This window comes from Pleurocapsa sp. PCC 7319 (assembly GCF_000332195.1).
Classification (GTDB): Bacteria; Cyanobacteriota; Cyanobacteriia; order Cyanobacteriales; family Xenococcaceae; genus Waterburya.
Genome location: NZ_KB235922.1, coordinates 4,170,059 through 4,183,622 on the forward strand (window position 1 = coordinate 4,170,059; position 13,564 = coordinate 4,183,622).

The 13,564-nt window shown below is 39.3% G+C and carries 12 protein-coding genes; 10 read left to right on the top strand and 2 right to left on the bottom strand.

Annotation, left to right across the window (positions count from 1 at the left end; genetic code table 11):
- Nucleotides 1-152 precede the first annotated feature (152 nt).
- Nucleotides 153-524: a heterocyst frequency control protein PatD gene (gene patD, locus PLEUR7319_RS38460; protein ID WP_019507595.1), complete on the bottom strand. Its 372-nt coding sequence runs from the start codon at nt 522-524 to the stop codon at nt 153-155.
- Between the two features lie 312 nt (nt 525-836).
- Here patD and PLEUR7319_RS0123030 point away from each other — a divergent pair, with 312 nt between their 5' ends.
- A complete protein-coding gene (locus PLEUR7319_RS0123030) occupies nt 837-3,116 on the top strand; it encodes a bifunctional (p)ppGpp synthetase/guanosine-3',5'-bis(diphosphate) 3'-pyrophosphohydrolase (RefSeq protein WP_019507596.1) in 2,280 nt (759 codons plus the stop codon).
- Nucleotides 3,117-3,126: 10 nt separating this feature from the next.
- Here the strand turns inward: PLEUR7319_RS0123030 and PLEUR7319_RS41685 are convergent, their stop codons facing one another.
- A complete protein-coding gene (locus PLEUR7319_RS41685; protein ID WP_019507597.1) occupies nt 3,127-3,264 on the bottom strand; it encodes a hypothetical protein in 138 nt (45 codons plus the stop codon).
- 810 nt (nt 3,265-4,074) lie between these two features.
- Here PLEUR7319_RS41685 and PLEUR7319_RS0123040 point away from each other — a divergent pair.
- The 9 genes from PLEUR7319_RS0123040 to PLEUR7319_RS0123080 all read left to right on the top strand — a co-directional run bounded on the left by PLEUR7319_RS0123040 (nt 4,075) and on the right by PLEUR7319_RS0123080 (nt 13,553).
- On the top strand, nt 4,075-4,596 hold the full coding sequence (locus PLEUR7319_RS0123040; RefSeq protein ID WP_019507598.1) for a helix-turn-helix transcriptional regulator: 522 nt from the start codon (nt 4,075-4,077) through the stop codon (nt 4,594-4,596).
- A gap of 600 nt (nt 4,597-5,196) precedes the next feature.
- Nucleotides 5,197-5,769: a hypothetical protein gene (locus PLEUR7319_RS0123045; protein ID WP_019507599.1), complete on the top strand. Its 573-nt coding sequence runs from the start codon at nt 5,197-5,199 to the stop codon at nt 5,767-5,769.
- A gap of 116 nt (nt 5,770-5,885) precedes the next feature.
- Nucleotides 5,886-6,692, top strand: a complete 807-nt coding sequence (locus tag PLEUR7319_RS0123050) for a VOC family protein (protein WP_019507600.1) — start codon at nt 5,886-5,888, stop codon at nt 6,690-6,692.
- A gap of 123 nt (nt 6,693-6,815) precedes the next feature.
- Nucleotides 6,816-7,430: a DJ-1/PfpI family protein gene (locus PLEUR7319_RS0123055; protein WP_019507601.1), complete on the top strand. Its 615-nt coding sequence runs from the start codon at nt 6,816-6,818 to the stop codon at nt 7,428-7,430.
- A gap of 109 nt (nt 7,431-7,539) precedes the next feature.
- On the top strand, nt 7,540-9,360 hold the full coding sequence (locus PLEUR7319_RS0123060; protein ID WP_019507602.1) for an AGE family epimerase/isomerase: 1,821 nt from the start codon (nt 7,540-7,542) through the stop codon (nt 9,358-9,360).
- An 8-nt stretch (nt 9,361-9,368) separates the two neighbouring features.
- A complete protein-coding gene (locus PLEUR7319_RS0123065) occupies nt 9,369-9,701 on the top strand; it encodes an STAS domain-containing protein (RefSeq protein ID WP_019507603.1) in 333 nt (110 codons plus the stop codon).
- 657 nt (nt 9,702-10,358) lie between these two features.
- A complete protein-coding gene (gene glgX, locus PLEUR7319_RS0123070) occupies nt 10,359-12,473 on the top strand; it encodes a glycogen debranching protein GlgX (protein WP_026102722.1) in 2,115 nt (704 codons plus the stop codon).
- 154 nt (nt 12,474-12,627) lie between these two features.
- Entirely contained in the window at nt 12,628-12,948 is a 321-nt protein-coding gene (locus tag PLEUR7319_RS0123075) for an anti-sigma factor antagonist (RefSeq protein ID WP_019507605.1), read from the top strand.
- Nucleotides 12,949-13,130: 182 nt separating this feature from the next.
- Nucleotides 13,131-13,553, top strand: a complete 423-nt coding sequence (locus tag PLEUR7319_RS0123080) for an anti-sigma regulatory factor (protein WP_019507606.1) — start codon at nt 13,131-13,133, stop codon at nt 13,551-13,553.
- The last annotated feature ends 11 nt before the right edge of the window (nt 13,554-13,564 follow it).

Consider the following 13,564-nt stretch of genomic DNA (forward strand, 5'->3'; position numbering starts at 1 on the left):
TTCTTCGTTACAATTTTCTTGGCTAACTACAAGATTTACAGGTATTAGTAAGCTTTGACGCATTCAAACTGCATCCCCAGATTTTGGGAAAGGCAATAGGGAATAGGGAATAGGCAACAGAATATATGCAACCTAGGTGAGTCTAAGCTTAGCTAGCCGCTATTTGCTAACATTACTTGACAATAACCAATTAGTTTAGTTACGCGATCGCTGATACTTTGAATTCTTTTAGTCTGAGTGGATTGTTGACGAGCAGACTTAAGGAACAAGATATCTGTGGTTAATAATTTAAACTCACGCTTAATTTCTGTTTGTACCGATTGCCATCGAGAAGCGATCGCCTTTTCTAATTCTTGCTCATCAAGGTCAGTAACATTCTTGTCAAACCAATGTTGCAGTTCCTGAAACTTTTGCTGGATCTGAGAATTAGCCTTTTTCTCCTCCGGATTGCCTAAAAAGCTCTTAAAATTTGTTAACAAAATTAAGAAATCCTGATATGCTCGATTATGTGATGGAGATAACATTATTCAGTTAAGCAAAGGTAATGTATGAGGTAAAATTATACTAAGTCGCCTTGACTTTTCAGCTTATTCTATAACTTTTAGAATGAAAATTGGCTGGTTAAAGTAGACTTTAGTTCTTAAAAAATAAGATAATTTTATACATTAATACTTAAGCAGATTACACAATTAGACTATAAACCTAGCTTAAAATACTTAACTCACAAGACAGTTATCCATATAAAGTAAAAGAATATTTAGACGAAAGTTACATCAATTTAAGGTTTTCCCCGATCTATTTTGTCCTTCCACATTTACTTATAATTTTATTGATCTATGACCGCTATCTCTATCATAGAAAGTCGCAGTAACGAAGTTAATCTTCCTTATTGGTTACAAGAATGTCTAATTAATCAGCAAACAGAGCAGTCAGAATCGGACGCTACTGTAATTTGTCGGGCATTTAATTTTGCTTATCAGCTTCACGAAGGTCAATATCGTAAGTCTGGAGAGCCTTATATCGCTCATCCGATAGCAGTAGCTAGTTTATTGCGGGATTTGGGGGGGGATAGCGTAACTATCGCCGCTGGATTTCTCCATGATGTGGTAGAAGACACGGAAGTAACTCCAGAAGAAATTGAGGAAATGTTTGGGGTACAAGTACGTCAATTAGTCGAGGGCGTAACCAAACTATCTAAGTTTAATTTCTCTAGTACAACAGAGCGTCAGGCAGAGAACTTCCGACGCATGTTTCTCGCCATGGCAACGGATATTCGCGTGATTGTGGTTAAGTTAGCAGATCGACTGCATAATATGCGAACTCTAGATCATCTCAAGCCAGAAAAGCAACGACGCATTAGCCAAGAAACTAGAGAAATTTTTGCTCCCCTAGCAAATAGATTGGGTATTGGTCGATTTAAATGGGAACTAGAAGACCTCTGCTTTAAATATTTAGAGCCAGAAGCCTATGAAGAAATTAGAGCTCTAATTGCCGAAAGACGAGCTGATCGCGAAGCCAGAATTGTTCGAGTTACCGAAAAACTGCGATCGCGTTTAGAAGAGTTAAAAGTCAATGTGATTGAGCTTAAGGGAAGACCCAAGCATCTTTACGGCATTTATCAAAAAATGCAGCGACAACAGAAAGAATTTAGTCAAATTTATGATATTGCTGCCTTCAGAATTATTGTTGAAACTAACGAAGAATGTTATCGTTCTCTAGCGGTAGTTCATGATGCCTTCAAACCCATTCCTGGAAGATTTAAGGATTATATTGGTTTACCCAAGCCTAATCGTTATCAGTCTCTGCACACTACTGTAGTTGGCTCCAACGGTCGTCCGATTGAAATCCAAATTCGGACCATGGAAATGCACCAAATCGCTGAATACGGGATTGCTGCTCATTGGAAGTATAAGGAAACAGGCTCCAGCAATACTAGGTTGTCCTCTGAAGATAATAAATTTACTTGGTTGCGCCAATTATTAGAGTGGCAAAAAGATCTTAGCGACGCTCAAGAATATATGGAGAACGTGCGGGATAATCTATTTGAAGACGATGTTTATGTCTTTACTCCCGACGGTGATGTTATAGCTTTAGCCCAGGGAGCAACTCCTGTAGACTTTGCCTATCGTATTCACAGTGAAATTGGCAATCATATGAAGGGGGCGAGGGTAAATGGTCGCTGGTCGGTATTATCCAAGCCTCTAGAGAATGGGGATATTGTCGAAATCGTTACCCAGAAAAACAGCCATCCTAGTTTAGACTGGCTTAATTTTGTCGTCTCTCCTACAGCTCGTAACCGTATCCGTCAATGGTATAAGCGCTCGCACCGTGATGAGAATATTGCCCGAGGCAAAGAATTATTGGAAAAAGAAATGGGGAAAAGTGGTTTTGACTCTTTACTCAAATCAGAGCCAATGCTAACGGTAGCGAAACGTTGTAACTATCACTCTGTAGAAGATTTACTGGCAGCTTTAGGATATGGCGAAATTACTCAAAATCATGTGGTTAATCGTCTGCGGGATGTTGTTAAAGAACAACAGCCAGTTGAAGAAGCAGAAGTAGCCAATGAAGAAGATTTAGAAATCTCCAACTATACTCCCAATCAGATTGAGAAGCGTGAAGGTGGAAAGTCTCCCATAGTTGGGGTGGAAGGGATGTTGTACCACATAGCAGGCTGTTGTAAACCTTTGCCTGGAGAATCTATTATTGGTGCAGTAACTCTCAGTTCGAGAGGAATATCTATTCATCGTCAGGGCTGTCATAATGTTGAGAAAATTCCAGGAGAACGTATTATCCCTGTTAGCTGGAATGGAGGCGGCGAAGAAGGAAAGCCACTAACTTATCCGGTAGATATTCAAATCGAAGCTATGGATCGGGTTGGGGTCTTAAAAGATATCTTGGCACGCTTAAGCGATCGCGGTATTAACATTCGTAATGCTGGAGTTAAGACTAGCCCTAATAAACCAGCCCTAATTTCCCTAAGTATAGACATTAGAGATCGCCAACAACTAGAGTATATTTCTCAACGAATTAAAAGTATGAGTGATATTCTCAATATTCGTCGAGTGATTGATTCTGGCGATTGCGCTTCGCGCACCAGCAGAGCTGATCGCTAAACTCTATTATTTAAATCCAGCCTAAAAAATTACCAATAATAAGACCGATTCCAACTCCTGCTAAACCACTAAAGGCAGTGGGCAAGAAATGCCAATCATTGCGAATATGTAAGGGAGAAAATTTTTGATTTTTGCTATTAGTAATCATTTGAATAAACTTAATTTTATAGTTGGTGAGCAGTAATAGTCGCAGGAATCAACCTACTGGATAGGAAGTAATGAATGCCTGGGGAAATCCCAGGCAAAACCGTATTTGTTGTTGTCTAGATACTTCTGGAGGAATCAAAAGCTCCTATGGCTATAGCCAAAGAGAGTGTCACTTCAGTTGACTACATCCTAAATATGCTTGAAGCTAAATTGTGTGATTGAATATGGATCAGCAATGAGATGATCGTCACACAAAAATATGATCACAATTACTTGTAGCTATTAAATGAGCTAAAAAGATTCGCTGAAGCAAAAACTGAAAAGTAAATCAATACTTCTCCTTTGTTTATATAGTCATTCCAAATAAAAACCATATGATTGTGTAAGGGCGAATCGCGATTCGCCCCTACAATAATTATCTGTCTAACACGACTTGGAAGGTTTCTCTGAAATCTTTGCACAAAAAGGATTTTGCAATTAGGACATAAATACTATTTAAACGAAAATACGTTGTTTTAGTGGTGGATAAATATGCTAACCTTCCAAGTCGTGTGTCTAACAAAATCTCTCATTATACGGAAACTAATTGGAATGACTATAACTAGTTAGTGCCATCTACTAGTCTGCCAATTTTGAAATAATGGATGCTAAAAAGTTCGGAATTCAAAGTTATAGGTTATAGGTTATAGGTTAATTCAAACTTGTTAGAGTACTACTTTGCGATCGATTACTAACAAGTCTGCTCCTTTAATTCTCCACTTTTTCTCGATTGATTCCTAGTTTAGGAACAAGTCTAGAAAAATCAAGATACATGAAAGTATTTAGCGAGAATGAATCGAGAACAAAAGGGCAATTGCTTCAGGAATTAAACGCTATGCGCCAAAGAATCACTGAATTAGAAGCCCAAGCAAATAAAACTGAACTTAAAAAAAGAACCAACCTCAAATTCATTGAGCAGACTAATATTCCTCAGAAACATATTTTTGAACCAAGTGAATCTGGGACTTTCAAGTTTCCCGACAATTTTCAATTAAGAGAAATATTTGCTTTTATCGAAGCCAACTATCATCAGCCAATTACTTTAAATGAAGTTGCTCATAACTTCAATTATTCCTCATCTTATCTGACTAGCTTGGTGCGTCGTCTCACAGGAAAAACCCTCTATCAGTGGATTGTTCAACGTCGGATGTTTCAAGCTCGTTGCCTACTCTTATCAACCAATTTGTCTTCATCTCAGATTGCTGAGACTGTCGGTTATTCAGATCCGGGTCACTTTATCAAACATTTTCATCAATTGCATGGGCAACCTCCTAAGACTTGGAAAAATAGTTAGAGATCATCATTGTTCTGTTCCGAAAGTTCTTCAGCCTCATAATTTCGCTGAGTGTCATTGATTTTTTTTAGCTATAGCAATACGAACTTTTATTAGGACACTCATTGCTCGTAAGTAATGAGTAATAAGTAATAAGTAATAAGTGTTCTAATGTAGGTTCGTATTGCTTATATGAATAAGCTAGATAGCTTTCGAAAATCTTCACAATGATAAAAGTTTTCGATACTTACAAGCTTGTTGAAAATATAAATCTAAAAGCAAAAAATAAAAAGCTTCGATTTAAGATTTCAAAGCTTTGATCAACAGCATTCTTAAAATTATTCATTTATCTTAAATGTGTTTTGATTGTTAAAAATAATATTTTAAAGATTACTCTATTAATATAAAAATCTTTATTCTAAAATCAACTAAAAAATATCCAATATCATCTCAATTATTTCCATTGTAATCACTTTAAATCTTGATTATATTGATTATAGATTAAGACTTGAATTTTACCTAATCAAGTGATTGTAATTAGTTAGATATCTAAATTAAATAATTGAATATCTAGCTTTATTTATCTGATAGATTGTGTATCCATAGAATTGAAAAAATATCATGAATAAGCGAGTAAATTACTATCAATATTTGGCAGCAGACTATTCAAAACCTGGATTAGTTTCTGATGAATTGAGACAGGAAATGATCGAGTTAGCCGAAAAGTTTATTTCTCTAAAAAAGGATGTCTTGCCTACAATTAACTCGGACTATCCTCTAGAACAAATTGAACAAGAAAATAAAGAATGGTGGCCAACTCATTGTGAGGCATTGAGACAAGGACGAGGAGATATTTTGACTGATGAATATTATCAAGACCTCGTTTATTTGTGTCAAGATGGTCCTTATCGTGGTATTGAAATGCAAAAAGAGCGGGAGCAACATTGGTGGGCATTAATTGCACAGCCTGGAGTAACTATGTGTTGGCCTATCGTGATGTTTCATGGTGAAGTTACCTATTTTGAGTGGAAATGTGTAGATGATGAAACCAATGAAACTATTGCCAAAGGAAATGTTACCTGGATGCGTCGCGGTCATCGTGGTGGCTGTTATTTGAAAACTGAACAATTGACCTTCTATCGTGATGTTTTTGCTGATGAAAAGCTTTTGAAACTAATAACTACCGCTGCCTAATTGCTTACAAAATTATATCTCTAGTTGAGATTTTTTTGACTTTCCCTGACTTTAAATTATGGCAGAAACGGCACAAGATTTTTGACAATTTGAATCATAAGTAAAGGACAGCAGCAATGGTTTTAGCAATTAACAATTTACTGCAAGGAGTTCAGCACGTTGGCATAACCGTCAATGACATGGCAAAATCCCTTGAATTTTACACAGAAGTGTTAGGAGGGAAACTGGTTGTCAGCGAAAGCGATCTTGTAGGCGATATCATTCAAAACACCCTCTTTCAAAAGGAGGAATTGGAAGCGATCGCTTCTGGAACTGACCCAGAAACTCTGGATATTCCTCATCTTAGAAGTGGCAAACAAGATGCATTGGATGTTAAGTTCATCTCTTTTGGCAACACGGTTGTAGAACTACTTCAGATCAAAGAGGCGGGAAATCAAGATTTACCTCACAGTTCAGTTAGAACTCTTCCCTCTCACATTGGCGGTGTAAATGCAATGCACATCTCTTTCAACGTGAAAGAAGGCATTGACCTAAATCTGTTTGCCAAGATGTTGGAACAAGAATGCCAAAAACGAGGAATGACGAATGTAGTTTGTAATCGTGTCATTCGCGTTAAATCTGAAGTCGAGAGAAGATCTGTTGCTCTGAGGTACAACTCTTTCAAATTTTGGAATGAACCAGAGTCCCTAGCAGCAGGCGAACCAGAAATAGACTGGAGTAATGACCCTATGGAGGGTTGGTCATTATTTTACTGCAAAGGTCCCAGCGGTGAGCAGCTTGAATTTAACCAAGTTACTGGCAAAGTAAAAACTCGGTTTCAAAACGCCATACAGGAATATAACCAGGCAAACGAAACTTCCTTTTCTTTTTCAGAGACAAAAGTGACCGATGTTTTAGGTAATGGACTAGTCTCTCAGACCTGAAGTAAGTAAAAACGTTTTGGAACTTGAGAAATTGGTTAGAGAAAAAGAAACCTATTTAACCTAAATATTTCTCCAATTTCTAACTCCAGAAATTAGCAAGTAAACTCATCATAATTAAGTAAGATGGCAACTAAAAGCAAAGGTAAAATTGGCGTAATTATTGAAGAACACTTCGATGAAACTGAATATCGTCGATTCAACGAATTTTTTCCCGAACATGGCTATGAAGTGGAATATATTTCTAATCTTTGGAATCAGGAAAGTTTGACTTTCAAAGGCAACGACCATAATGAAGAAGTTACCGTTACCTTAGATTTTAAAGATATCGCTCCTGCTGATTACCGAGGCATCATTCTGATTGGTGGTTATGCGATGGATCGTCTGCGCTATCAAGTCGCGCCTCAACCTGGTCAACCTAATCAATCGCCAGCCGTTGAATTTCTACGTCAAGCGGTTGAATTAATGGATGATTCGGACCTTAAAATTGGCACTATTTGCCACAGTATGTGGTTGTTTTGTGCCGATCCAGAACTAATTAAGGGTCGCAAATTTACCTGTGCTCATAATATTATTTGCGATGCTGAAAATGCAGGAGGAACTGTGATTTATGAAGGTGATAGTACTCCAGCAACTTATGTTGATGGGAATTTAATTTCTGGGCAGCATCCAGGGGTAATTGAAGAATTTATGCAGCTCTTTTTGGCAGCTATCGACCAGAAGCAGACTGTAAAAGTTTAATCGACTATTTCTCGATTGCTCTCTGGTGGGCTTGCACTCGTATTTTTGTAAGGGCGTTAGCAAAACGCCCTTAATCCCGAACTTTTGATTAAATAGCGGAATACAACCCATGGGCAATACAATAGATTTTCCTTTTTCCGATCTAATTGCCGGATATGTCACTTACTTTGATGCTGACAATGATATTTTCGGACTAAAAACCTCAGATAATCGTGAATTCAACTGTGCTTTGAGTCCTATGACTTATGCCAAACTGGTGCAGAATTTGGATGAGGGATATCCTGATGCTACGGGGGCGATGAGGTCGATGTTAATACCAGGAAGATATCTATTTACCTACGGTATCTTCTATCCTGACAGTCCTAAGTTTGAGGCTAAACAGATTGTTTTTGTTGGTCGTCACCAACAAGACTATGTTTTTGAGAAACAAAATTGGTGGATCGATCAAGTTCTTTCTCTGGCTAATTTTTACTTTCAAGCCCAATTTGGTAAGGATGAAATTAATTATCGCAACTATCGCACCAACCTCAATATTTCTGGTGTGCGTTCAACAGATAATTTTCGCCAAGAAACTGACACGATTTCTCGCCTCGTATATGGTTTTGCTACAGCCTATATGATGACTGGGGAAGATAAGTTTCTCGACGCTGCTGAAAAAGGGACTGAATATCTCCGGGAGCATATGCGGTTTGTCGATCTCGATGAAGATATAGTTTACTGGTATCACGGTATTGATGTTCAAGGAGAGCGAGAGCATAAAATCTTTGCTTCTGAATTTGGCGATGATTATGATGCAATCCCTGCCTATGAGCAGATTTACGCCTTAGCAGGGCCAGTACAAACTTATCGTCTCACAGGCGATCGCCGTATTCTGGATGATGCGGAAAAGACAATCAAGCTGTTCAATAACTTCTTTCTCGATCGCAGCCAAGGAGGTTATTTTTCCCACCTAGATGTGGTTACATTAGATCCTCGCAGTGAATCCTTGGGTAGTAACCGGGCGAAAAAAAATTGGAACTCGGTTGGCGATCATGCCCCTGCTTACTTGATTAATCTTTGGTTGGCTACTGGCAAACAAGAGTACGCCAATATGTTAGAGCATACTTTTGATACTATTATCCAGCGTTTTCCAGATTATCAAAATAGTCCTTTTGTCCAAGAAAGATTTTTGGAAGATTGGTCTACCGATACTACTTGGGGATGGCAACAGAATCGCGCTGTAGTTGGTCACAATCTTAAGATTGCTTGGAATTTGATGCGGATGAATAGCCTCAAACCCAAAGAGGCTTATTTAGATCTAGCAACTAAAATTGCTCACCTAATGCCTGAGGTGGGGAGCGATTTACAGCGAGGCGGTTGGTATGATGTTGCCGAAAGAATTTTAGGTGAAGGCGAAACAGTACATCGTTATGTATGGCACGATCGCAAGGCTTGGTGGCAGCAAGAACAGTCGATTCTAGCCTACTTGATTTTGGCTGGCGTGCTTAAAAATGACGACCATCATCGTCTAGCTAGAGAAGCTGCGGCTTTTTATAATGCTTGGTTTCTCGATACTGAAGACGGTGGTGTTTACTTCAATGTTTTAGCCAATGGCATTCCCTTTTTAGCTAGTGGTAACGAACGAGGTAAAGGCAGTCACTCTATGAGTGGTTATCACTCCACCGAGCTGTGTTATTTAGCAGCAGTATATAGCAACTTACTGATTAATAAACAACCAATGGACTTCTACTTTAAACCGATACCTGGAGGATTTCCTAATAATATTTTGCGAGTTTCCCCAGATATTTTACCTGATGGCAGTATCAAGATTAGCCAAGTGGAAATTGATGGCGAACCCTACACTAAGTTTGATGCCGAGAAGTTGACAGTCAAGTTACCTCAAACTAAGGAACGGCTGAAAGTCAAGGTTCAAATTGTACCTAATCCTTAGCAGTTCTCATGAATATTAATACTAAACAAATTGCCGAAGTAAAAATAATCCAACTTGATGGAGAAATCGATACTAGTACTGCTTCAACAGTACAAAAGAAGGTTTTGTCACTTATTCAACCAGACTGCAAGCTGCTTTTAGACCTGTCTCAGGTTAACTATATGTCTAGTGCCGGGTTGCGCTTGCTGTTATCTCTCTATCGCCAAACTATTGCTAAACAGGGTAAGTTAGTTCTGGTAGGACTATCGGAAGACATTGAAGATACGATGTCTGTTACTGGTTTTCTCAATTTTTTTACTACCTGTAAAACAGTAAATTCAGGATTAGAAGCACTGAATTGACATACTCCTTTAGCTGAAGCAAGAGGATTCTGCAATACTGGCGTAGATAGCAAGTTAGACTTGTCTGACATCTACTCTCACACTGGAAAATGCCCTCACCAGTTGGATTACTCCAAACAACCAGGATTGATTTTCTTTCTTTAGGTCTTCTAGAGCTTAGTTGAATCCTGCATTTTACCGCTAGCGATTCGCATTTGTTCCAATCAAACTAGAAAGACTACATTCTCAAGTGTTGCTCGAAGTTTTACCTAAAAAACTCGTTTTTAGAACCCCATACTTCAACTCTGTTAGAGAACTTACAAATATTATACAACGCCTGAAACTCTTGGTATATAAAGATTATGTGTCAAATATGGCGGTGGGCTACGCTGAATCGAATTCAGCTTGTAGAACCACCTCGTTGTAAATTCTCAACCCAAGTCCGTTCAGTTCGCTATCATCCTCCATCTGAAGGAAGAGGCTTTCTCGCTCACATCTGGTAAATTCTGATAAATTTCTGAGTTTTAAGCTTCGTCGAACTCACATTTAAGTAATTAATTTAGAGCAGTCGAATAATTGGGGAGATGAGGAAATGACAAAGGACTAATCTTCAATCCTCAATCCTCAATTAGCAATTAGCAATTAGCAATTAGCAATCAACAGTGAACGATCATGTTAATGGAACGCATTGATATTCATCCTACGCATACTTACGGGAAATTTAAGTTGCGTTGTGGTAAACCATTTCCTTTTGGGGCAACTCTATGTCCAGGGGGTGTGAATTTTTCGATCTTTTCCCGTCACGCAACATCCTGTACTTTGGTCTTATTTGACAAGCACGCGATCGCTCCAATGGCGGAAATTCCTTTCCCCGAGGAATTTCGGATTGGGAATGTCTACTGTATGGTTGTCTTCGATCTAGATTACGAAAACATTGAGTATGGCTATCGTATGGATGGTCCCAATAACTTTGGCGAAGGTCACTGGTTCGATAAAAGTAAAATTCTGATGGATCCCTATGCCAAGATTATTGGGGGTCGAGATGTCTGGGGGATTACTCCTAACTGGGATGATATTTATCAGCATCGCGCCCGCATTTCCTTTGATGATTTTGACTGGGAAGACGATCGCCCATTAGAAATTCCCCCAGAAGATCTGATTATCTATGAAATGCACGTTCGTAGCTTTACTCAACATCCTTCTTCTGGGGTCAAGCATCCTGGAACATTTGCTGGCATTAGGGAAAAAATTCCCTATCTCAAAGAATTGGGAGTCAATGCGATCGAACTGATGCCCATTTTTGAGTTTGACGAGTGGGAAAATTCCCGCCCTAACCCTGAAACAGGATCAATGTTGCTCAATTACTGGGGTTATAGCACAGTTGGTTTTTTTGCCCCTAAGGCTGGTTACGCTGCCACTGGCAAATTGGGAATGCAGGTAGATGAATTAAAAGCCTTAATTAAAGAACTGCATAAGAATGGTATCGAGGTCATTTTAGATGTGGTGTTTAATCACACCGCTGAGGGAAATGAAAACGGCCCTTATATTTCGTTCCGCGGCATTGATAATCAAACTTATTATATGCTTACCCCAGAAGGCTACTATTTTAACTTTAGTGGCTGTGGTAATACCCTCAACTGCAACAATCCGATTGTGCGAGGTATCGTCCTCGACTGTCTGCGCTACTGGGCTAGTGAATACCATATTGATGGATTTCGTTTTGATTTGGCCTCGATTCTTGGTCGAGATCCTTGGGGAGCGCCTCTAGCTAATCCACCGTTGTTAGAGTCTTTAGCATTTGATCCGATTCTAGCTAAGTGCAAACTTATCGCCGAAGCTTGGGATGCAGGAGGTTTATATCAAGTTGGTTCTTTTCCCGCCTTCGGTCGCTGGGCAGAGTGGAATGGTCAGTATCGCGACAGTATCCGCAAATTTCTCAAAGGAGAAGGTAGCGTCGGCGATATTGCCCAACGTATCCAGGGTTCTCCCGATCTCTATTCTGGTGCTGGTCGCGCTCCAGCTACCTCAATTAATTTTATTACTGCTCATGATGGTTTTACTCTGGCAGACTTGGTTTCTTATAATCACAAACACAACCAAGCTAACGGAGAAAACAATAACGACGGTGACAACAATAGTGAAAGTTGGAATTGTGGTGTAGAAGGCTGGACAAACGATTCAGGAATTAATGCCTTGCGGCAGCGTCAAATCCGCAATGCGATCGCGATTCTTATGGTTAGCCAAGGAATACCAATGATTCTGATGGGCGATGAAGTGGGGCGCACTAAAAATGGTAATAACAATACCTATTGTCACGATTCTGAACTTAATTGGCTCAATTGGAATTTACGAGAGACTAACGGTGATTTATTACGCTTTGTTCAACACTGTATCGCTTTCCGTAAAGCTCATCCGGTTCTCAGAAATCCCCACCATTTTCAAAATCAAGACTACGTTAACAGTGGTTATGCCGATATTACTTGGCATGGTACCCAGGCTTGGAGTGCTGATTGGTCTAACGGTAGTCGCACACTTGCTTTCATGCTTTGTGGCAAACATGCCCAATCAGGAACAACGGAAGATGACTACATCTATGTAGCTATGAACACTCATTGGCAAGCACATTGGTTCGAACTTCCTGGTTTACCCTCAGGGATGCAATGGCATATCTCTGTAAATACTGGGTGTCAGTCTCCAGAAGATTGTTGGCAACCGGGAACTGAACCCGTACTGGAAAATCGACAAGGAATTCTTTTAGGCAATCGCTCTGTCGTCATTTTAGTAGGTAAATAAATTGGTGCTACTTGTTCACTTATAGCATTACGTATTTGGGTTAGGGCACTTTTTGAAACTGATACTTGCTATTTGCTACTTACGAACCGGTAACTTTACTTGTCCTAACACAATTTTGTACGGCTATATATCCATATAACCTAAGGAGGAAATCATGACATTCAATGCTACTTTAGCTACGACCAAAGATATCGCTACGATTACTTTGTCTGGGGAACTAGATGCGACGGCGGCTCCCCTATTTAAACAAGAAGTAACTAAGGCTGCCCCTCTGGGCGTTCAAAAATTGGTATTACTCATGAAAGACTTGGAGTATATGGCTAGTGCTGGTTTGCGGGTACTGATTTTCGCCAAGCAAAAAATGGGCAAAGGCGTAGATATTTATTTGATTAGTCCCCAGGAAATGGTTCTGGACACCATCAAGCAAACTGGCTTTCATCACAGTGTCATTGTCATGGATGAATTTGTTTCCTAGGAGTTCGACGAAGTGGAAAAAGCTTAAATATTTCGCAACTTTCTAATTTCTAGATCTCTAAAGTCCTGATTATTTCGTTAAGAACAACATAACTCCGAATTCCGAATTCAGAACTTCGAACTCACGTTGGACAAGGAAGCACCAATGACCAATGACCAATGACAAATGAATGATCGACAAAGATGAAATCTCTAACAGTGGATGGGACTGTAGATGCCTTCGAAGCGATCGCTAATTATGTAATGTTAGTAGCTAGCCAAGCTAGATTAGACGATAAAACCGCTTACAAACTGCGATTAGCTGTTGATGAAATTGCCACCAACATTATTATTCATGCTTATGAGGGAGCAGGGATTGAAGGCAAAATCGTCTTGAATGCTCAATTTGATGAGCAAGCGTTAACCATATTTATTGAAGATACTGGGGCAGAATACGACCCTACCCAGCAAGCTAAACCCGATGATTTAGATCAACCTCTAGAAAATCGTGAGATTGGTGGTTTAGGTGTCTATCTAGCCCTACAAAGTGTTGATCGCTTTATTTATCAAAGAATAGGTGATCGCAATCTCAATATTTTGGTTGTCAATATCAAGACTATTAATTAGCTTAACTCAAG